Annotated in this window: 11 protein-coding genes; 2 read left to right on the plus strand and 9 right to left on the minus strand. The window is 70.9% G+C overall.

The features are described 5' to 3' along the window. Positions 1-2: 2 nt before the first annotated feature. A complete protein-coding gene (locus tag ACFQ58_RS10610) occupies positions 3-398 on the minus strand; it encodes a hypothetical protein (protein ID WP_376951040.1) in 396 nt (131 codons plus the stop codon). 114 nt (positions 399-512) lie between these two features. Here ACFQ58_RS10610 and ACFQ58_RS10615 point away from each other — a divergent pair, with 114 nt between their 5' ends. Further along, on the plus strand, positions 513-4,754 hold the full coding sequence (locus ACFQ58_RS10615; protein ID WP_376951041.1) for a BTAD domain-containing putative transcriptional regulator: 4,242 nt from the start codon (positions 513-515) through the stop codon (positions 4,752-4,754). 58 nt (positions 4,755-4,812) lie between these two features. Here ACFQ58_RS10615 and ACFQ58_RS10620 read toward each other — a convergent pair whose 3' ends face one another. The 6 genes from ACFQ58_RS10620 to ACFQ58_RS10645 all read right to left on the minus strand — a co-directional run bounded on the left by ACFQ58_RS10620 (position 4,813) and on the right by ACFQ58_RS10645 (position 14,206). Beyond that, the gene (locus tag ACFQ58_RS10620; RefSeq protein ID WP_376951042.1) at positions 4,813-6,678 is read right to left on the minus strand and encodes a bifunctional metallophosphatase/5'-nucleotidase; all 1,866 of its coding nucleotides are present in this window, start codon (positions 6,676-6,678) and stop codon (positions 4,813-4,815) included. Positions 6,679-6,806: 128 nt separating this feature from the next. Beyond that, positions 6,807-7,835: a ketol-acid reductoisomerase gene (gene ilvC / locus ACFQ58_RS10625; protein WP_376951043.1), complete on the minus strand. Its 1,029-nt coding sequence runs from the start codon at positions 7,833-7,835 to the stop codon at positions 6,807-6,809. Positions 7,836-7,903: 68 nt separating this feature from the next. Next, complete coding sequence (gene ilvN, locus ACFQ58_RS10630) at positions 7,904-8,413, minus strand: acetolactate synthase small subunit (RefSeq protein ID WP_092669432.1); 510 nt, start codon at positions 8,411-8,413, stop codon at positions 7,904-7,906. 2 nt (positions 8,414-8,415) lie between these two features. Then, on the minus strand, positions 8,416-10,227 hold the full coding sequence (locus ACFQ58_RS10635; protein WP_376951044.1) for an acetolactate synthase large subunit: 1,812 nt from the start codon (positions 10,225-10,227) through the stop codon (positions 8,416-8,418). 47 nt (positions 10,228-10,274) lie between these two features. Further along, on the minus strand, positions 10,275-11,969 hold the full coding sequence (ilvD, locus tag ACFQ58_RS10640; RefSeq protein WP_376951045.1) for a dihydroxy-acid dehydratase: 1,695 nt from the start codon (positions 11,967-11,969) through the stop codon (positions 10,275-10,277). A gap of 65 nt (positions 11,970-12,034) precedes the next feature. Beyond that, positions 12,035-14,206 (minus strand): bifunctional alpha,alpha-trehalose-phosphate synthase (UDP-forming)/trehalose-phosphatase, encoded by a 2,172-nt coding sequence (locus ACFQ58_RS10645; protein ID WP_376951125.1) that lies wholly within the window; start codon positions 14,204-14,206, stop codon positions 12,035-12,037. Between the two features lie 164 nt (positions 14,207-14,370). On the opposite strand from ACFQ58_RS10645, the gene ACFQ58_RS10650 reads away from it, so the two are divergent. Next, positions 14,371-15,216 carry a sugar phosphate isomerase/epimerase family protein gene (locus ACFQ58_RS10650; RefSeq protein WP_376951046.1) on the plus strand — a complete coding sequence of 282 codons (846 nt, stop codon included), beginning with the start codon at positions 14,371-14,373 and terminating at the stop codon, positions 15,214-15,216. 24 nt (positions 15,217-15,240) lie between these two features. On the opposite strand, the gene ACFQ58_RS10655 is transcribed toward ACFQ58_RS10650, so the two are convergent. Continuing rightward, positions 15,241-17,337, minus strand: coding sequence for a YhgE/Pip family protein (locus tag ACFQ58_RS10655; protein WP_376951048.1), 2,097 nt, complete (start codon positions 17,335-17,337; stop codon positions 15,241-15,243). Further along, positions 17,334-20,225, minus strand: coding sequence for an MMPL family transporter (locus ACFQ58_RS10660; protein WP_376951050.1), 2,892 nt, complete (start codon positions 20,223-20,225; stop codon positions 17,334-17,336). Before ACFQ58_RS10660 ends, ACFQ58_RS10655 begins: the two co-directional genes overlap by 4 nt. Positions 20,226-20,241 lie beyond the last annotated feature (16 nt).

Raw genomic sequence — 20,241 nt, forward strand, 5'->3', positions numbered from 1 at the left:
CGTCATTCGCCGGCGGACCAGCCGGGAGCGTCGCCCTCGGCGGCCATGCGTGCGTGGACGAGGAGCTCGTTCACGTAGCGGTCGGCGGCTTCATGGGACGACCGTGCGGCGAGGTCCGCGCGGACGGAGAGCTCGTTCACGTAGCGGTCGGCTGCGGGGTGGAGCGATCGCGTCGCGAGCTCGTGGCGAACCGTCAGCTCGCTCACGTACCGGTCGGCGGCCGAATGGACGATCGCCCGGTGGAGGGCGGCCGAGATCTGGGCCCGGTTGGCGGCGTTCGCCGCCAACCCGCCGGACACGGACGCGTTCTCGGCGGTCGCGCATCCGGCGAGCGTGCCCGCCAGCGCCACGATTGCGGCGGCGGCGGTGAGGCGAAGAGTAGTGGTTGCGGTGTTCATGCCATCCACGTTGCGCCGACCCGGTATGCGGCCGCCCCCCGGCGGTATGCAGGCGGTATGCGCGGTATGCGCCGGTCGTTGACGGCGGCGTCGCACAGGCGAACAATGCGGAGCATGAGCGTCGGCGTCTTCGGTCCGCTCAGCCTCGACGGAGCCTCATTGAGTCCGAGGGAGCGCGCAGTGCTCTCGGCGCTCGTTCTACGCGCTGGTCGGCCGGTCACGACCGACGAGCTCGCGGAGGCGCTCTGGAGCGACGGCCTCCCCGACACCTGGACGAAACAGCTGCAGGCGTCCATCGGCCGGGTTCGAGCGGCGATCGGACGCGATGCGATCGAAACGACTCCGGGCGCGTACCGGCTGCGCATCGACCCCGACACAGTCGACACCGAGCGCTTCGAGCGATTCGCGTCATCCGCTCGCCGCCACCTCGACGAGGACCCCGCACGCGCACTCGACGCTGCCGAGCGCGCGCTGGCGCTCTGGCGGGGTTCGCCGTACGCGGACCTCGCGTCCTGGCCCCCCGCCGTGGTGGAAGCCGAGCGCCTCGATGCCGTCCGGATGGAGCTCGAGGAGGTCAGGCTGGACGCGCGCCTCAGACTCGGAGAAGCTGCCGCGTCCGTCGCGGACGCCGAGCGCCTCGTCCGCGAGGCTCCGCTGCGCGAAGGACGCTGGGTGCTGCTGGCCACCGCGCTGTACCGTAGTGGCCGGCAGGCCGACGCGCTGGCGGCGATCCGCGCGGCGCGCGAGCGACTCGCGGACGAACTCGGTGCAGAGCCCGGTGCAGAGCTCGCGCAACTCGAGTTGGGCATCCTGCGGCACGACGATGCCCTCGAGCCGGGCGACGCGCCCGCCAGTCCGAGCACCACCTGCCCGTATCGCGGGCTGCAGCCCTTCGGCGTGGAGGACGAGGAGGACTTCTTCGGGCGCGATGCCGACATCGACGCCGCACTGGCGCGAATCGGAAGGTCGCACTTCCTCGCCGTGTCCGGCGCCTCAGGCAGTGGCAAGTCCTCGCTCGTCCGCGCCGGCATCGTCCCGGCGCTGCGTCGCCGCGGCGACGAGGTCGTGGTTCTGACACCCGAGCGCGACCTCGACGTGCGGATCAAGCACGCCGTGTGGTCGGGACGCACCGACGTCGTGGTCGTGGACCAGTTCGAGGAGGTCTTCCACGCCGGCGAGGCCGACGTCGACTCGGCCGCGCGCGCGATCGCCCAAGGTGTGCTCACGGGCACCATCGTCATCCTCGTCGTGCGTTCCGACTTCCTCGACGACTGCGCGGGTCACCCCGACCTCGCACCGCTCGTCGCCGAAGGCGTCCACCTGGTGGGCCCGATGGCCCCCGCGTCGCTCCGCGAGGCGATCGAGCGGCCCGCCCGGCGGGCGGGCCTGCGCCTCGAGTCGGGACTCGTCGAACTGCTCCTGCGGGATGCCGCGGGCGAGGCAGGCGCACTCCCCCACCTGTCCCACGCGCTGGTCGAGACCTGGGTGCGCCGCGAGGGCGCGACGCTCACCGTCGTCGGCTACGAGGCGTCCGGAGGCATCTCGGGCGCGATCGCGCAGTCCGCCGACCGCTTGTACGAGTCGATGGACGTGGAGCAGCGCGTGACGTGCCGACACCTCCTGCTGCGAATCGTGGCCCTCGCGCCCGACGGCAGTCCGATCCGCCGCCGAGTGCCGTCGAAGGCGCTCCGAGCGGATGCCTCGCGGGAGCAGGTGCTCTCCATGCTGGCGCGATCCCGGCTCGTCACCGCCGAAGCGGACTCCGTCCAGGTCGCGCACGAGTCGCTCGCGACGGCGTGGCCGCGCCTCCGCGCGTGGCTCGAGGAGGATGCCGACGGCGCACGAATCCTCGCGTCGGTGGCTGCTGCGGCGGACGCGTGGAGCTCGGCGGGTCGGCCCGAGGACGACCTCCTCCGAGGCGCGCGCCTCCAGGCCGCCGTCGATTGGCGGGATGCCGGGCCGAGGGACCTGACGGGCGTCGAACGGGAGTACCTCGAGGCGTCGGCTGCGCGCGCGACCGCAGAGGTGACGCAACTCGAGGAGCGTTCGCGGCGCGACCGGCGCCAGAACCGGCGCCTGCGGACGCTGCTCGGAGTCGCGGCGGGCCTGATCGTGCTCTTGGTCGGCGCGGGATCCGTCGCCGTGGTCGCCTCGCGTGAAGCGAGCGTGCAGCGGGACAGCGCCTCGATCGAAGCACTGGTCGGTTCCGCACTCGCCCTCCGGACCTCTGAACGCGACGTCTCCGCGCTGCTCGCCGCCGAGGCGTACCGCCGATGGCCCGACGATCCTCGGACGCGGGCGGGGCTCATGGGCGTGCTGCAGGGTGCGGGCGGGTTCCTCGGCAACGCGGTGGTCGCTGATGGCGGGACGGCGTTCGGGAGCCTCATCCCCGGCACGGAGCAGGTGCTCATCGTGACGAACGACGGTGGCGCGGCAGTTCGCGAGGCCGAGACGGGCGAGGTGGTGCGCCGGCTCGACCTCGGCTTCGAGCCCGAGTGGAGCCAGCCACGCCCCCTCGTGGAGGTGAGCGGTGACGCGAGGATCGCCGCGGTGCTGTGGCCCGCGGAGACGCAGCCCAACGGGGTCGCCTGGTACGGGACCTCGCCGCAGTCGGAGTTGATCGTGTTCGACCTCGGGAGTGGCGAGCGGATCCTCGGGCCGACGCGTCTTCAGGCGGGCACCGGTGCACTCGCGATCAACGCAGACGGCTCCGTCGTCGCGATCGCCGACGCACGCGACGGCAGGGTGAGCCTGGTCACTCCTCGAGACGGACGCACCCGGGTCGTCGATGGGCAGGTGACGATCCCGCTCGTGCCGGACTCCTATGCGGCCGCCCTCGCATTCGACGCGGATGCCCGGCTGCTGGTCGGCAGGATCGACGGGCGCGTCGAGGTGGTCGATCCACTCAGCGGTACGATCGCCCGGACGCTCCGCGTCCCGGGGCTCGCCGCCCACGTGGACATGACGGTCGTAGGATCCGGGATGGTCATCGCGTCGGGCGACCGGCGGCTGATCGCGTTCGATGCCGCAAGCGGCCGCGTGGTCTGGGACACGGCGATTCCCGTACCTCCGCCGACCCCGTGCAACTGGCTCGCCGCCTCTGAACAGGTCGAGCGCGTCTACTGCGGCAGCCTGTCCGGGCGCATCTCGGTCTTCGATCTCGCGGACGGATCGCCACTGCCGGACGAGGAACTCGCGCCGTTGCACGGCCAAGTCGGCAGCATGCACGTCAGCGACGACGGCACCCGTTTGACCACCATCAGCGGCAGCCATCCGATCGTCTCGCGCATGCAACTCGACGGGAACGGACCGAGCCACCGACTCGTGGCAGCCGGCCGGATGGTCGTCGGTCGGTACTCGTTCGAGGACAGTTCGATCCTCACGGCTCCCCAGCTCTTCGGCGCGGAATCGACCGACGTCTGGGACGACGTCTCCATCATCGACACCGCAACAGGCGATATCCGGTACCGATTCTCCGAACCGGTGAGCCGCATGGTCTGGACGAGCGGCGGGCGGCTCCATGCTCGCTTCGACGCCGAAGAGGTCTTCCGGACCATCGATGTCGCCTCCGGGCGACCGGTCGGCGAGGGAGTCTGGAACGCCGCCAGCTTCTGGCCGTCGCTCGATGGCAGCCGGCTCCAGGTCGTCCGAACGGACGCCAAGATCCAGGAATACGATCCCGAGACCGGCCGGGCCATCGGCGATTCGTGGGGCGTCGAGGGCTTCCCACGCTGGCTGTCCGAATCGCCGGACGGTTCGCGATTGGCCGTGATGTACTGGAACGACGGGCTCAACAGTGAGACCACCGACACGATGATGCACGGAGAGCGCGGCGAGTTCCTCGCCATCGTCGACCTCGAGGACGACGCCCACCGGATCCTCTCCACCCGACCGCTCGATCTCAAGGCGCAGGTCCTCCTGGACGGCGGAGACCTGATCACGCTCGAGGACAACCGCATGGGGCGATTCGACACGGAGCCGCTGTCCCGTTCAGGGACGGTGCCGGGGGCCGCGGGCGGCTTGACGTTCCCGACGCTCAGTCGCGAGGCGCGAACGCTCCTCGTCCTCGCGTCGGATGACAGCGCCATGCTCTACGACGCACCGACGGGAACGCGGCTCGGAGATCCCCTGCGAACGGACGGTCGGACGAGAGCGATCTCGGTGCTCAGGCCGGACGGGAACGAGATGGCGGTCTCGATGCCCGAGGGTGTCGTCGTGTGGGACCTCGACCCCGCGCATCAGTTCGAGTACGTCTGCCGCATCGCCGGCCGCGATCTCACCGAGAACGAATGGCGCACCTACCTCGGCGACCTCGGTGACCGGCAGAGCACCTGCGGCTTCGATTCCGCCGACTGACGCCGACGGCGGGGCCGGCCGAGCCGACCCCGCCGCGCGGACTGACGATCGCCGCAGGTCAGAACACGGGAACGCCGTTCCTGACGAGCCGCCAGTTCTCGACGTGGAAGTCGGCCGGGTCGATCGTGCCCTGCGCCGAGGCGTAGGACACGATGGCTTCGCGGATCGCCACCTGGGCGTTGTAGACCACCGGTGCGGTCGCGATGTGGGGGAACCCGCCGCCACCCGACTGCCGGTAGTTGTTGACCGCGACGAGGAACTTCTGGTCGGGCGCGACCGGCGCACCGCCGTAAGAGAGGCCGACGATGCGCGACCCGACCGGCTGCGAGATGTCGACGCCGTAGTCGACGCCAGAGAACTGGTCGTAGTTGTAGTCGGGCGTCGACGGGGTCCCCGCGTTCGTCCAGCTCGCCGGCGCGACCGGGGTGTCGGGGGCCACCTGGGCGAAGTACTTGGCCGAGTACTCGAGGTAGTCCTTGATCTGCGCACCGGTGAGGATCGAGGCCAGCAGCGTGTTGTCGTAGATGTACAGCCCCGCGACATCCTTGATGGTCACCTCGCCGGCCGGGAACGTGGCCCCGCGGTTGAACGGCGCCGCGATCGACACGATGGGCAGGGATGCCTCGGGCGTGCCGGCCACGGCGGCCGCGACGGTCGCGGTCTGCACCTGGTTCACGTAGTCGAGGATCGCGGTGTCCTTCCAGCACGCCTCGGCGGCCGACAGCGCCTCGGTCGAGACGGCGACCGGCGTGTTGACGTACTTGACGACCGCATCATGCTGGGCGCGCACGACGGCCACGAGCGCCGGGTCGTCGACCACGGTGTTGGTGTTGATCGTGCGCGCGGAGCCCGACGTGACGCTCCACCTGCCCCGGACGAACTCGAGGTCGAGGTCGAAGACGCTGAGTCGCTGCCCCCAGTTCTTCGGCTCGCTCATCACGACCGTGCGACCGGTCGCGGCATTGGTCACGATCCGCTCGGGCACGTCCTGATGGGCGTGCCCGAAGAGGATGGCGTCGATGCCGGGCACCTGCTCGGCGACGAGCCTGGCCGCGTTCTCGACGGGCAGGTCGCCGCCGTACGACGACGTGCCGCTCTCCCCCGAGTGGGCGCTCACGACGACCACGTCGGCGCCCTCTCGGCGCATGACCGGAACCCATCGGGCCGCGGCCTCGACCAGGTCGAGCACCTCGATCCTGCCGCTGACGTTCGCCTTGTCCCAGATCACGACGCCCGGGTTGGTGAGGCCGAGCACGCCGACGCGGATCGGCGGGTGCCCCTGCACCTTCATGGTCTTGATCGTGTACGGCGTGAAGGCGGGCACCTTGGTGCCGGCGTGCACCGCGTTGGCGGCGAGCACGTCGGCGTCCATCTGCGAGATCCAGTAGTCGAGGAAGTCGAGCCCGTAGTTGAACTCGTGGTTGCCGAGCGCGACGGCGTCGTAGCCGATGGCGTTCATCTGGGCCGCGATGGGGTGGATGGCGCCGCTCTCGGTCACCGGATCGACGAGCGCGTAGTAGAACCCGAGCGGCGAGCCCTGGATCGTGTCGCCGGCATCGAACAGGAGCGTGTGCTCGCGGCCGCGATCGGCGCGGATCTGCTTCACGACGCTCGAGACGCGTGCGAGGCCGATGGCGTTGCCGGCGCTGTCGCTGTAGGTGGCGTCCTTGTAGTAGTCCCAGTTGACGGCGTTGCTGTGCAGGTCGGAGGTGCCCATGATCGTGATGGTCAGGGATCCGTCGCGGGGGGCGGCTTGGGCGACGCCGGGCCAGCCCGCGGCCGCGAGCACGGAGGCCGCGGACGCGCCGACGATCAGGTTGCGGCGGCTGAAGCCGGAGCCGGAGGTCCTGGGCTCGACCTCGTCGTCGGGGACGGCGCAGGAGCACCAGCGCGGGGTGGGCTCAGGGTGAGTGTGTCGGGTCATGGAGAGGATGCGATCACGCCGCGCTGGCCCATGACAAGGGGCCCGATCGAATTCGCTCATCTGCGCACGCGAACGGCCCGCCCCGAGCATCCGGGACGGGCCGTTCGGTGTCGGTAGGTCCGCTCGCGCTAGCGAGCGACCTCGCCGTCCACATAGTCGTCCTCGTCGACCTGGGTCCACGAGAAGAGCTTGCGGAGGTCGCGACCGGTGGTCTCGATGGGGTGGCCCTCGCCCTTGGCGCGGAGCTCGAGGAACTCCTTGCCGCCGTTGTCCTGGTCGTCGATGAAGCGCTTGGCGAACGCGCCCGACTGGATGTCGGCGAGCACAGCCTGCATGTTCTCCTTGACGTGCGGGTCGATGACGCGCGGGCCCGAGACGTAGTCGCCGTACTCGGCCGTGTCGGAGACCGACCACCGCTGCTTGGAGATGCCGCCCTCCCACATGAGGTCGACGATGAGCTTGAGCTCGTGGAGCACCTCGAAGTAGGCGATCTCGGGCTGGTAGCCGGCCTCGGTCAGGGTCTCGAAGCCGTACTGCACGAGCTGCGAGACGCCGCCGCAGAGCACGGACTGCTCGCCGAACAGGTCGGTCTCGGTCTCCTCGGTGAAGGTCGTCTTGATGACGCCTGCGCGAGTGCCGCCGATGGCCTTGGCGTACGACTTCGCGAGGTCCCAGGCGCTGCCCGAGGCATCCTGCTCGACGGCGATGATGTCGGGGATGCCACGGCCCGCGACGAACTCGCGGCGCACCGTGTGGCCGGGGGCCTTCGGCGCCACGAGGATCACGTCGACGCCCTCGGGCGCCTCGATGTAGCCGAAGCGGACGTTGAAGCCGTGGCCGAAGACGAGCGCGTTGCCCGGGGCGAGCTGGTCCTTGACCGAGTCGGCGTAGATGTGGCGCTGGAACTGGTCGGGCGCCAGGATGACGACGACGTCGGCCCACGCCGCGGCGTCGGCGACGTTCTTGACCTCGAAGCCGGCCTCCTCGGCCTTGGGCTTGGACTTGGAGTCGTCCTTCAGGCCGACGACGACCTGGACGCCGGAGTCGCGGAGGTTCTGCGCGTGCGCGTGGCCCTGCGAGCCGTAGCCGATGACGGCGACCTTCTTGCCCTGGATGAGCGAGAGGTCGGCGTCCTTGTCGTAGTAGATCTCAGCCATGTTGCGGTTCTTTCTCCTTGGTTGGGTTCGATGAGCGGATGGCGCGACGCGCGTCGCGCCATCCGGGATCAGCTCTTGAAGACGCGCTCGGTGATCGACTTGCCGCCGCGCCCGATCGCGAGGAGCCCGGACTGCGCGATCTCCTTGATGCCATAGGGCTCGAGGACCTTCAGCAGCGCGGTCGTCTTGCCGGAGTCGCCGGTGACCTCGATCACGAGCGCGTCGGTGGACACGTCGACGACGCGGGCGCGGAAGAGGTTGACGGCCTCGAGCACGGCCGAGCGCGTCGAGTTGTCGACGCGCACCTTGATGAGCAGGTGCTCGCGCTGCACCGACTGCGCGGGGTCGAGCTCGACGATCTTGATGACGTTCACGAGCTTGTTCAGCTGCTTGGTCACCTGTTCGAGCGGGAGGTCCTCGACGTCGACCACGACGGTGATGCGCGAGAGGCCGTCGATCTCGGAGTGGCCCACCGCGAGCGATTCGATGTTGAAGCCGCGGCGAGCGAACAGCCCCGCGACGCGGGTCAGCAGGCCGGGCTTGTCCTCGACGAGGAGGGAGAGCACGTGGGTCGACATGATCAGTCCTCCTCCTCGCTGAACGCCGGCGAGTGGTCGCGGGCGTACTGCACGTAGCTGTTCGACACGCCCTGCGGCACCATCGGCCACACCATGGCGTCGGCCGACACGACGAAGTCGATGACGACCGGCCGGTCGTTGGTCTCGAGCGCGAGCTTGATCGCCGCGTCGACCTCCTCCTCCTTCGTGACGCGGATGCCGAGCGCGCCGTAGGCCTCGGCCATCTTCACGAAGTCGGGCACGCGCACGGTGTCGTGGCCCGTGTTCAGGTCGGTGTTCGAGTAGCGGCCGTCGTAGAACAGCGTCTGCCACTGGCGCACCATGCCGAGCGAGGAGTTGTTGATGACCGCGACCTTGATCGGGATGTCGTTGAGCGTGCAGGTCGCGAGCTCCTGGTTGGTCATCTGGAAGCATCCGTCGCCGTCGATCGCCCACACGGTGCGGTTCGGCTCGGCGACCTTGGCACCCATGGCCGCCGGGACGGCGTAGCCCATGGTGCCCGCTCCGCCGGAGTTCAGCCACGAGTTCGGCCGCTCGTACTTGATGAACTGGGCCGCCCACATCTGGTGCTGGCCGACGCCGGCGGCGTAGACGCCCTCGGGTCCGGTCAGCTCGCCGATCCGCTGGATCACGTACTGCGGGGCGAGGAGCCCGTCGGAGGTCGGCGAGAAGCCGAGCGGGTACTCTGTGCGCAGGCCGTCGAGCGTGGCCCACCAGTCCGCGACGTCGGGCGCGGTCGTCTTGATGGTCTCCTGGTACGCGGCGAGCAGGTCGACGAGCACGTCCTTCGCGTCGCCCACGATCGGCACGTCTGCAGTGCGGATCTTGGAGATCTCGGCGGGATCGATGTCGACGTGCACGACCTTGGCGCCGGGGGCGAACAGCGGGGCCTTGCCCGTCACGCGGTCGTCGAACCGTGCGCCGAGCGCGACGAGCAGGTCGGCCTCCTGCAGCGCCAGCACTGCGGGAACCGTGCCGTGCATACCCGGCATGCCGAGGTGCTGCGGGTGCGAGTCGGGGAACGCCCCACGCGCCATGAGCGTCGTGACGACCGGGGCCTTCGTCGCCTCGGCCAGGGCGACCAGCTCGGCGGACGCGCCGGCTCGGATGATGCCGCCGCCCACGTAGAGCACGGGACGCTTGGCCTCGGCGATGAGCTGCGCCGCGGCGAGCACCTGCTTGCCGTGCGCCTTCGTGATCGGCCGGTAGCCGGGGAGGTCGAGCTTGGGCGGCCAGCTGAAGGAGAACGTCGCCTGCTGGGCGTCCTTCGTGATGTCCACGAGCACCGGGCCGGGACGACCGGTGGAGGCGATGTGCGCCGCGGAGGCGATCGTCGCCGGGATGTCCTCGGCGCGCTTGACCAGGAACGAGTGCTTCGTGATCGGCATCGTGATGCCGACGATGTCGGCCTCCTGGAACGCGTCGGTGCCCATCAGGTTCGAGAACACCTGGCCGGTGATCGCGAGCAGCGGCACGGAGTCCATGTGCGCGTCGGCGATCGCGGTGACGAGGTTCGTCGCGCCGGGGCCGGACGTGGCGATCGCGACGCCGAGCTTGCCGGTCGCCGAGGCGTAGCCCTCGGCGGCGTGACCGGCGCCCTGCTCGTGGCGCACCAGGATGTGCCGCAGCTTGCGGCTGTCGAGCAGCGGGTCGTAGACGGGGAGGATCGCGCCGCCGGGCAGCCCGAAGACATCGGTGATGCCGAGCAGTTCGAGCGAGCGGACGACGGCCTGGGCTCCGGTGAGCACCTCGGGGCTGCCGTGCGACTGCGACAGGCTGGCGGGCGATGGCACGGGTGCGGATTCCGTGGTCATTCGGTTCCTGTTCATGGTGGCTAGGTGTTCGGGACAGGCGAAACGTCTCAGCCCGTGGTCGCGCCTTCGGCAGCGGAGCGCACGAGCTTGGAGTACTTCGCGAGGACGCCTCGGGTGTAGCGCGGGGGAAGCGGAGCCCAGCCGTCACGGCGGGCTGCCAGCTCGGCCTCGTCGACCAGTAGGTCGATGGAACGAGCCGCGATATCGACCCGAATCAGATCACCATCGCGCACGAAGGCGATCGGACCTTGGTCGACCGCCTCGGGTGCTATGTGGCCGATGCACAGGCCGGTTGTGCCGCCTGAGAATCGACCGTCCGTCAAGAGTAGTACATCTTTTCCGAGCCCAGCGCCCTTGATGGCGGCCGTGATGGCGAGCATCTCGCGCATGCCGGGGCCGCCCTTCGGGCCCTCATAGCGGATCACCACGACATCGCCGTGCGTGATCTCGCCGTTGGTGAGGGCGTCCATCGCGGCACGTTCGCGCTCGAACACGCGGGCGGGGCCCTCGAACGTGGCGGCGTCGAACCCGGCGGTCTTGACGACGGCGCCTTCGGGGGCGAGCGAGCCGTGCAGGATGGTGAGTCCGCCCGTCTGGTGGATGGGGTCGTCGAGCGAGCGCAGCACCTCGCCGTCGAGCGGCGGGATGTCCATCTCGGCGAGGTTCTCGGCGAGCGTCTTGCCGGTGACGGTGAGCGCGTCGCCGTGCATGAGCCCGGCGTCGAGCAGCGCCTTCATGAGCACCGGCAGGCCGCCGCGGCGGTCGACGTCGTTCATGACGTACTTGCCGAACGGCTTGAGGTCGCCGATGTGCGGCACCTTGGAGCCGATCCGGTTGAAGTCGTCGAGCGTGAGCTCGACGTCGGCCTCGCGCGCGATGGCGAGCAGGTGCAGGACGATGTTCGTCGAACCGCCGAGCGCCATGCCGACGGCGATCGCGTTCTCGAACGCCTTCTTGGTGAGGATCTGGCGGGCGGTGATGCCGGTCTTCAACAGGTTGACGACGGCTTCGCCCGAGCGGTGCGCGTAGTAGTCGCGACGGCGGTCTGCCGAGGCGGGCGATGCGGACCCCGGCAGCGAGAGGCCGAGCGCTTCGGCGACCGAGGCCATGGTGTTCGCCGTGTACATGCCGCCGCACGCACCCTCGCCGGGTGCGAACGCGCACTCGATGCGCTTGGCGTCGGCCTCGCTCATCTTTCCGGCCTTGACCGCGCCGACCGCCTCGAACGAGTCGATGATCGTGATGTCCTTCTCGGTGCCGTCCTCGAGCCGCACCCAGCCGGGCGCGATCGAGCCCGCGTAGAGGAACACCGACGAGAGGTCGAGCCGCGCCGCCGCCATGAGCATGCCGGGGATGGACTTGTCGCAGCCGGCCAGGAGCACCGAGCCGTCGAGCCGCTCGGCCTGCATGACGACCTCGACCGAGTCGGCGATGACCTCGCGCGAGACGAGCGAGAAGTGCATGCCCTCGTGACCCATCGAGATGCCGTCGGAGACGGAGACGGTGCCGAACTGCAGCGGGTATCCCCCGCCGGCGTGCACGCCCTCCTTCGCGGCCTGCGCGAGTCGCGCGAGCGAGAGGTTGCAGGGGGTGATCTCGTTCCACGAGCTGGCGATGCCGACCTGCGGCTTGTCCCAGTCGGCGTCGCCCATGCCGACCGCCCGGAGCATGCCCCGGCTCGTGGTGGCCTCGATGCCATCCGTGACGACGCGACTGCGGGGCTTGGGATCGATCTCCGACATATCGTCGAGTCTAGAGGCCCGCGACGGGCCGTTTCGCCTGGGGCGCAGGGGTCGGGAGGCCGGTCTCAGAGGGCGGCGTCCCGCCGATCGGCGAGCAGTTCCAGCAGTTCGGCGACATCGTCGGGGCCACGGAGGCGGAACGCGGCGAGGGACTTGCCCTGCCCCACCTTGACGCCGACGTCGTCGGTCTCGAGCGTCGCGAACGCATCCTCGTCGGTGATGTCGTCGCCGACGTAGAGCACCGCGTCGGCTCCGACGTGCTGGCGGAGCCGCGTGAGCGCCTCGCCCTTGTCGCTCGCCCGCACCGCGAACTCGAGCACGTTCTTCCCGCTTCGGGTCGACAGGCCGGGCAGGGCTGCGTCCACCCGCTCGCGCGCGGCGCGCTGCAGCGCGGCGCCGGCCGTCGCGCTCAGCTTGCGGGTGTGCAACGCGATACCGGCGGGCTTGCGCTCGACCCAGGCGCCCTCCGACCCGGATGCCGCGTCCTCGACGATCTCGATGAGCTGCTCGAGGCTCGTCAGCTCGCCCTCGCGCAGGTCGAGGGTGACCCCGCCGCCGTCGAGCTGGAGCTCCACGCCGTGCGATCCGCTCAACAGGGCCGCGACCGGTGGTGACGCGACATCCTTCAGGCTGTCGAGCGCGCGACCCGAGACGAGCGCGACGCGGGTGTCGTCGGCCTCGGCGAGCCGTTCGACGGCGGTGCGGGCGCGGTCGGTGGAGCGGGCATCGTCGGGTCGGTCGACGATCGGGGCGAGCGTGCCGTCGAAGTCGAGCGCGACGAGCAGGCGCGGGATCTCGGCGAACCGGGCGATCGCAGCACGCAGCGCGTCCGGGACGCCAGGGGAGATGGGACCGGCTCCGGTCAGCGTCTCGAGGAACGTCGCGGACCAGTTGGCCACGTCGTTGTCGCGCACGCGCTTGCGCAGTGCGCGCATGCGGCGAGCGCGCTCGCGCTTGGGCATGCGCGCCGCCTCGACCATCGCGTCCTTGAGGCCGTCGATGTCGTGCGGGTTCACGAGGACCGCCTGGCGCAGCTCGTCGGAGGCGCCCGTGAACTCGCTGAGCACCAGCACGCCGTCATCGTCGTAGCGACTCGCGACGTACTCCTTGGCGACCAGGTTCATGCCGTCGCGAAGGGCCGTGACGAGCATGACATCGGCCGCGAGGTAGAGCGCCGCCATCTCCTCGCGCGGGTAGCCGTGGTGCAGGTAGCTGATCGCCTGGTGGCCGAGCGTGGCGTGGTCGCCGTTGAGCCGGCCGACCTGCAGCTCGATCTCATCGCGCAACTGCCGGTACGTGTCGACGCGTTCGCGCGACGGGCTCGCGACCTGGACGAGCGTGGCCTCCTGGACGGTGAGGCGACCGTCTCGCAGCAGTTCGCCGAAGGCCTTCATCCGATGGCGGATGCCCTTGGTGTAGTCGAGCCGGTCGACGCCGAGCATGACGATGTCGGGATCGCCGAGGCTCTTCCGGATCTCACGGGCGCGCTCCTGCACCTCGGGCTTGCGTGCCATCTGCTCGAAGGCCGCGGCGTCGATGGAGATCGGGAAGTGCCGGGCGACCACGTGGCGGACGTCGCCCTCGTCGTCGCGGAGATCGATGACCGTGCCGCGGGTGCGGTAGCCGAAGAGACGGCGAACCGCACGCGAGAAGTTGCCCGCGTCGGCGGCACGCTGGAACCCGATCACGTCGGCGCCCAGGAGTCCGGCGATGACCTGGCGCCGCCAGGGCAGCTGCGAGTAGATGCCGTACGCCGGGAACGGGATGTGGTTGAAGAATCCGATCACGAGGTCGGGGCGGATCTCGCGGAGCATGCGCGGCACGAGCTGGAGCTGGTAGTCCTGCACCCACACCACGGCGCCGTCGGAGGCGGCGTTCGCGGCGGCCTCGGCGAATCGCCGGTTGACCCGCACGTAGGCATCCCACCACTCGCGGTGGTACCGCGGCGGCGCGATCACGTCGTGGTAGAGCGGCCAGAGCGTGTCGTTGGAGAAGCCCTCGTAGTAGTCCTCGACCTCATCGGCCGACAGCGGCACCGGCACGATCGTGATGCCCTCGTGCTCGAAGGGGACGAACTCCCGATCGGCGACGCCGGTCCATCCGACCCAAGCGCCGTCGGCGGCCCGCATGATGGGCTCGAGCGCGGTCACGAGCCCACCCGGCGAGGCCTTCCAGCGCGTCTCAGCGCCCTCGCCGCCGAGGTAGTCGACCGGGAGTCGGTTCGACACGACCACCATGTCGTAGACGGGGGCGGTGTTCGGCGCGGCGGCGTCGTTGGCGGGATTCACGGCGGCGGGTCCTCCTCGCGGACGGCTCGCGATTCAGGCTAACAGTCCCCACAGGTCCCACCGCGTGCCCAGCGTTCCGGGTTAGACTGCGAAACCTCATGATCCGTATCGGTATGAGCACCACCTGCGTGTATCCACTCGAACCCGAGCATGCCTTCCGTCTGGCGAAGGAGGCCGGGTTCGACGGCATAGAGATCATGGTGACGCAGGAGGTCACCACCCAGCAGGCCGACGGCCTCGTCGAGATGTCCGAGCGCTGGGAACTGCCGATCCTCTCGATCCACGCGCCTGTCCTGCTCCTCACGCACTTCGTGTGGGGGCGCGATCCGCGAGTGAAGCTCGCGCGGACCGCCGAGCTGACCAAGGCCGTGGGCGCCGACGCGGTCGTGGTCCACCCGCCGTTCCGCTGGCAGGCGAGCTACGCGCTCGAGTTCCTCTCGATCGTGCGCGACCTCTCCGCCGAGCACGGCGTCGAGATCGCGGTCGAGAACATGTTCCCGTGGCGAGCCGCCGGCCGGAACATGAAGGCGTACATGCCCGGGTGGGATCCGCGCGACATGGACTGCGACGCGGTCACCCTCGACTTCTCGCACGCGGCGCTGTCGGGCGTGAACAGCCTGAAGTACGCGGAGGACCTGGGCGACCGCCTCCGCCACGTGCACCTCTGCGACGGTTCCGGCGCCATCGGCGAGGGCCAGATCTTCGACGAGCACCTGCTGCCCGGGCACGGCCGCGAGCCGGTCGCCGAGACGCTGCGCATGCTCACCGATCGCGGCTGGGACGGCTCGGTCGTCGCCGAGATCAACACCCGGAAGGCGAGATCCGAGGCCGAGCGGCTCGACATGCTGCGCGAGACCGTCGCGTTCGCCCGCGAGCACACCGCCACGTCCGACGCGCGGGCGCACGAGTCGCCGCTCCGACGCGCGATCGACGCGATCCTGCCCGGTCGCCAGCGCTGAGCGCGGGCGACCGAGGCACGTGGATCACGCCGGCTGGGGCACGAGCCTGCCAGCGGGTCGGATGGCCCGTCGCCGGCCGACCACGAACGCCGTTCCTGCAGCGCCGAGCACCGCGAACAGCGCCGTGACCCCGGCCGCGGCCCAGACGGCGGGTCCGCCTGCGCCCGAGACGATGTACTGCATGCCCTGCACCGCCCAGGTCAGCGGGAGGAACGGGCTGACCGCCTGGTAGGGCCCGCTCACGATCTCGAGTGGGTAGAGACCGCCGGATGCCGCGAGCTGCAGCACCACGAGCACGAGCGACACGATCGTGCCGGCCCGCCCGAGCCAGGCGCTGAGGAACGCGTGCACGGCCGTGAAGGCGATCGCGAGCAGCGCCGAGAACGCGAGCGTCTGCGGGAGCAGCGCCCAGTCGACACCGAGCGCCGTGTGCATGAGCACCACCACCGCCGCCGCCTGCACGAGGCCGACGAGCGAGCCGCGGAATAAGGTCCGCGCGACGAGGCGACCGGTCGGCGCGGTGCTGGCCAGCGCCTCGCGCGTGAACGGACGGAACACGAGGAAGAGGGCCATCGCGCCGAGCCAGAGCCCGATGGGTCCGAGCAGCATCGCGACGACCTGCCCGACCGAGTCGATCTCGTTGTCGCGTGTGGCCTCGGCGACGACCGGATCCGCCACGACTCCCGCGGTCTCCTCGGGGTCGAGGTCGCTCAGCGACGAGGTGCCCTCGGCCCCCTCGGCGAGCCCGTCGGCGAGCTCCTGCGTGCCGCCCGCGAGTTCGGATGCGCCGTCCGCGGACGCCTCGGCTCCCGCACCGAGCTGCGTGAGCCCGCCCGCGAGCTCAGCGGTGCCCGAGGCGGCGCCCGACGCGCCGGATTGGAGTTCATCGAGCCCGCTGGAGAGGCCGGAGTAGCCGTTCGTGAGGCCGTCGGCTCCGGAGCGCAGTCCGGCGGACCCGCTCGCGAGCTTCGTCGCGCCGCCCGAGAGCTGCGCGATGCCGGTCTCGAGCTGGCCGAGTCCCGCAGCGCCCGTCGCGATCGGCGCGCCCTTCTCGGCGAGCGTCGTCGCACCGTCGCCGGTGTCGACGACGCCCTGACGCAGGCCGCAAAGCTGCGCGATCGGCTGGGCGGGCTCGGGCCCGCAGGTCGGGTCGACGCCGTAGGCCTCAGCGGTCGCGGCGATGTTGCTGTCGATCAGGCCGAGCAGGCCCACCTCGAGCTGGTCGTACCCCGCGGACAGGTCCTGCACGCCGCCGACGTACTGGCCGATCCCGGTGCCGAGTTCGCCGAGTTGCGTGGTCTGGCCGGCGAGCCGGCCGAGCCCGCCGGCGAGCGAGTCGACCCCCGCGGTGTACTGGTCGACGCCGTCCACGTACGCCGCCGCGCCGGCCGCGGCATCCGATGCACCCGACGCGGCCGAGCCCACGCCGCCGGCGAGCTGCCCGAGGCCGTCCGCGAGCTCCTCAGCGCCGGCGGCCGACGAGCCCACACCGGCGGCGAGCTGGTCGAGCCCGGTCGAGAGCGAGCCAGCACCCTCGGCGAGCTGCCCAGCACCGTCGGCCGCGTCGCCCAGCGAGCCGCCGACCGTGACGAGGTTGCCGTAGAGGCCCTCGAGGTACTGGGTCGTCAGCTCGTTGCCGAAGGTCGTCGCGACGGCATCGCCGACCGCAGTTCCGACGACGCCCGCGAGGTACCCGTGGGCGTCGTCGGTGCGGATGTCGAGCGATGCCGTGGTGGGCGCGTCGCCGGACAACGAGGTCACCGACTCCGAGAAGTCCGACGGGATGGTGAGCACCGCGTATGCGTCGCCGGCGGCGAGTGCGTCGGCCGCCTCCTCGTCGTTCGAGATGGTCCAGTCGAATCCGGTCTGCCCGTCGCCCATGAGCTCGGTGACGAGCTGCCGGCCGGCCAGAACGGGCTGCTCGTCGCCGTCGGGCGTGGTCATGGTGACCATCTCGTCGTTGTTCACGACGATCGCGGGGATGGCGTCGAGTCGGTCGTCGGCACCGCCGATCGCCCCCGCGACGAGGCCCGCGACGGCCAGCGGCACGGCGATCACCACGGCGAGCAGGGCGGCGCTCCGCCCGCGGCGGCGGGCGGCGGTCGGGTCGGTGCGGGTCATCGGCGTGCCTCCAGCGGGCGGGTGACGAGGTCGAGCGAGCGGATGCCGCGGGCGTCGAGGGCCGCACGGGCGGGTGCGAGGTCGGCGTCGGCCGAGGCGGTCGCGACGAGCACGACGCCCGCGGGCACGAGCCGGGCGAGGGCGGTCCACGCCCGGCCGTCACCCGCTCCGTCGAGGTCGACGACGATCGCACCCGGGCGCTCGGCGAGCGCGGCGGCGACCGCAACGAGGAGCCGATCGAGCGAGTCGAGCTCGTCCAGCGGCGTGTCGGGATCGATCGCGCGGGGTCGCCAGGCGAGGGGGTCGGCCGACGCGGAGCGCGCCTCGGCGACGCGGCGGAGCGCACCATCCACCGCGGATCGGGTCGGATCCAGGCGGTACCACGCGCGCGTGGCGTCGATGCGGGTGGCGATGAGCTCCCCGGCGGTGCCGGCGGTCGCGCCATCCATCGCCCCGTCGGCGATCGCGACGCGCTGCATGACGGCGCCCGCGTCGGTGGGCAGCGGGAGCCCGAGGACGGCGAGTCGGCCGCCCGCGGGCAGCACCCGCCCGGCCAGGGTCGCCGCGAGCAGCCTCCGCTCGGCGGGCCGTCCGCGGACCACGAGCGCACCGCCGCGCGGCACCTCGATTGAGACCGGGCCGATCGGCTCGTCCGGGTCCCCGACGAGGAGGTCCTCGGCGAGCACGTCGGCGTCGCGCGCCGCGGCCCACTCGGACTCGGCGAGATGGGCGCGCAGCCCCTCGCCCTCGATGTCGACGTCGGGCAGGATGCGCGCGAGCCACCTCGGCAGCCACCACGCGCCGCGCCCGGCCAGGGCCATCGCGGCCGGCACGAGCGTCATCCGGACGAGGAACGCGTCGAACGCCACGCCGATCGCGAGCGCGAACGCGATGCCCTTGATCACCCCGGTGCCCTCGGGCACGAACGCGAAGAAGACGAAGAACATGATGAGCGCCGCGGCCGTGACCACGCGCGCCGCGTGCTGGAAGCCGTGCACGATCGAGCTGCGCGGCTCCCTGGTCTTCACGTACTCCTCGCGCATGCCCGAGACGAGGAACACCTCGTAGTCCATGGCGAGGCCGAACAGCACGGCCATGAGCAGGATCGGCAGGAAGCTCAGGATGGGACCGGGCTCGACGTGCATGAGGTCGGCGAGCCATCCCCACTGGAAGACCGCGACCGTCGCGCCGATCGCGCCGAACGCGGAGAGCAGGAAGCCCAGGGCCGCCTTGATCGGCACGAACACCGAGCGGAAGACGATGAGCAGCAGGATGATCGAGAGCCCGACGACGATGAGCGCGAACGGGATGAGCGCGTCGGTGAGGCGCTGCGAGATGTCGATCGAGACGGCGGTGTAGCCGGTCACGGCGATCGGCGTGCCGAACTCGTCGACGATGTCGTCCTCGAGGGCCCGGATGTCCTGCACGACCTGCTTGGTCTCCGGGTCGGTCGGCGCGCTCTCGGGCACGACCTGGATGATGGCGGTGTCGACGGTCTCGTTGGGCAGCCCGTCGCCGACGTAGGCCACGCCGTCGACCTGCGCGAGTCGCGCGCCGATCGCGTCGAGGTCCTCGAAGATGTCGGTCGTCTGCGTGATGTCGACCGTGACGATGAGCGGGCCGTTGTAGCCCTCGCCGAAGCCCGCGGCGATCATGTCGTACGCCTCGCGCTGGCTCGAACCGGCCTCGCCCTGGCCGCCGGGGAGGTTGAGGTCGAGGCTCGCGGCCGGGATCGCCGCAGTGCCGAGGAGCCCCACGACCAGCAGCACGAACACGACGGGCGCCTTGAGGACCGTGTCGACCCAGCGACGGCCGAGCGTCGGACGGCCGCCCTCGTCGTGCGCGACGCCGCGGCGGTGCGCGCGGCTTCCGGGCTTGGGTGCGAGCCGCCCCTTCGCGAGGCCGAGCAGCGCGGGCAGCAGCGTGGTGGCGCCGATGACCGCGATGAGCACCGCGAACGCGGCGGCGACGCCCATGACGCTGAGGAACGGGATGCCGACGACCAGCAGGCCGAGCAGCGCGATGATGACGGTGAGGCCTGCGAACACCACGGCGCCGCCCGCCGTGGCGACCGCCTCGGCGGCGCTCTCCTCGGGATCCATGCCCCGAGCGAGCTGGGTGCGGTGTCGCGACAGGATGAACAGCGCGTAGTCGATGCCGACGGCGAGCCCGATCATGACGGCGAGCATCGGCGCCGTGCTCGAGACCGGGGCGAACGCCGCGACGAGCGAGATGCCGCCGAAAGTCGCCGCCACGCCGAGGAGCGCGGTGAGCAGCGGCATCCCGGCCGCGAGCAGCGAGCCGAAGGTGATGAGCAGCACGACGCCCGCGAACAGCACGCCGAACGCCTCGGTGATGGTCAGCCCGAACGTCGTGTCCTGGAAGACCTCGCCGCCGAACGCCACCGTCATCCCGGCGTCGCGGCCGACCTCGCCGGTCGCCAGCACGGCGTCGATCGAGTCCTGCGTCACGTCGGTGGTCGGACCGTCGAACTGCACCTGGATGTACGCGGTGCGCTCGTCGCCCGAGACCTGGTCGCCCGCGTACTCGTCGAACGGGCCGAGCACGTTCGATACGCCCTCCACGTCCTCGAGGTCGGACTCCATGGCGTCGATCGCGTCGCGGTACTCCTCGTCTTCGACGGATTCGCCATCGGGCACCTCGACGACCGCCTTGGCCGAGGCGCCTGCGGTCTGCGGGAACACTGCCGCGAGCTGGTCGATCGCATCCTGCGACTCGGTGCCCGGGATGGCGTAGGACTCCTGGAGCTGACCGCCCAGGCCGATGCCGAGGCCGAGCAACGCGGCGAGCGCGACCGCCCAGGCGATGATGACGATCCAGGCGCGGCGGAAGGCGACGCGTCCGATGCGATGCAGGAAGAGGGCCACGGGTTCTCTCTCGGTG

Source organism: Agromyces sp. NPDC056523 (assembly GCF_042794545.1).
Lineage (GTDB): Bacteria > Actinomycetota > Actinomycetes > Actinomycetales > Microbacteriaceae > Agromyces.

Excerpts from the sequence above, each read along its gene's own strand:
- ACFQ58_RS10610 (WP_376951040.1), bottom strand. The coding sequence starts at position 398 with ATGAACACCGCAACCACTACTCTTCGCCTCACCGCCGCCGCCGCAATC.
- ACFQ58_RS10615 (WP_376951041.1), top strand. The coding sequence starts at position 513 with ATGAGCGTCGGCGTCTTCGGTCCGCTCAGCCTCGACGGAGCCTCATTG.
- ACFQ58_RS10620 (WP_376951042.1), bottom strand. The coding sequence starts at position 6,678 with ATGACCCGACACACTCACCCTGAGCCCACCCCGCGCTGGTGCTCCTGC.
- ilvC (WP_376951043.1), bottom strand. The coding sequence starts at position 7,835 with ATGGCTGAGATCTACTACGACAAGGACGCCGACCTCTCGCTCATCCAG.
- ilvN (WP_092669432.1), bottom strand. The coding sequence starts at position 8,413 with ATGTCGACCCACGTGCTCTCCCTCCTCGTCGAGGACAAGCCCGGCCTG.
- ACFQ58_RS10635 (WP_376951044.1), bottom strand. The coding sequence starts at position 10,227 with ATGACCACGGAATCCGCACCCGTGCCATCGCCCGCCAGCCTGTCGCAG.
- ilvD (WP_376951045.1), bottom strand. The coding sequence starts at position 11,969 with ATGTCGGAGATCGATCCCAAGCCCCGCAGTCGCGTCGTCACGGATGGC.
- ACFQ58_RS10645 (WP_376951125.1), bottom strand. The coding sequence starts at position 14,206 with ATGGTGGTCGTGTCGAACCGACTCCCGGTCGACTACCTCGGCGGCGAG.
- ACFQ58_RS10650 (WP_376951046.1), top strand. The coding sequence starts at position 14,371 with ATGAGCACCACCTGCGTGTATCCACTCGAACCCGAGCATGCCTTCCGT.
- ACFQ58_RS10655 (WP_376951048.1), bottom strand. The coding sequence starts at position 17,337 with ATGACCCGCACCGACCCGACCGCCGCCCGCCGCCGCGGGCGGAGCGCC.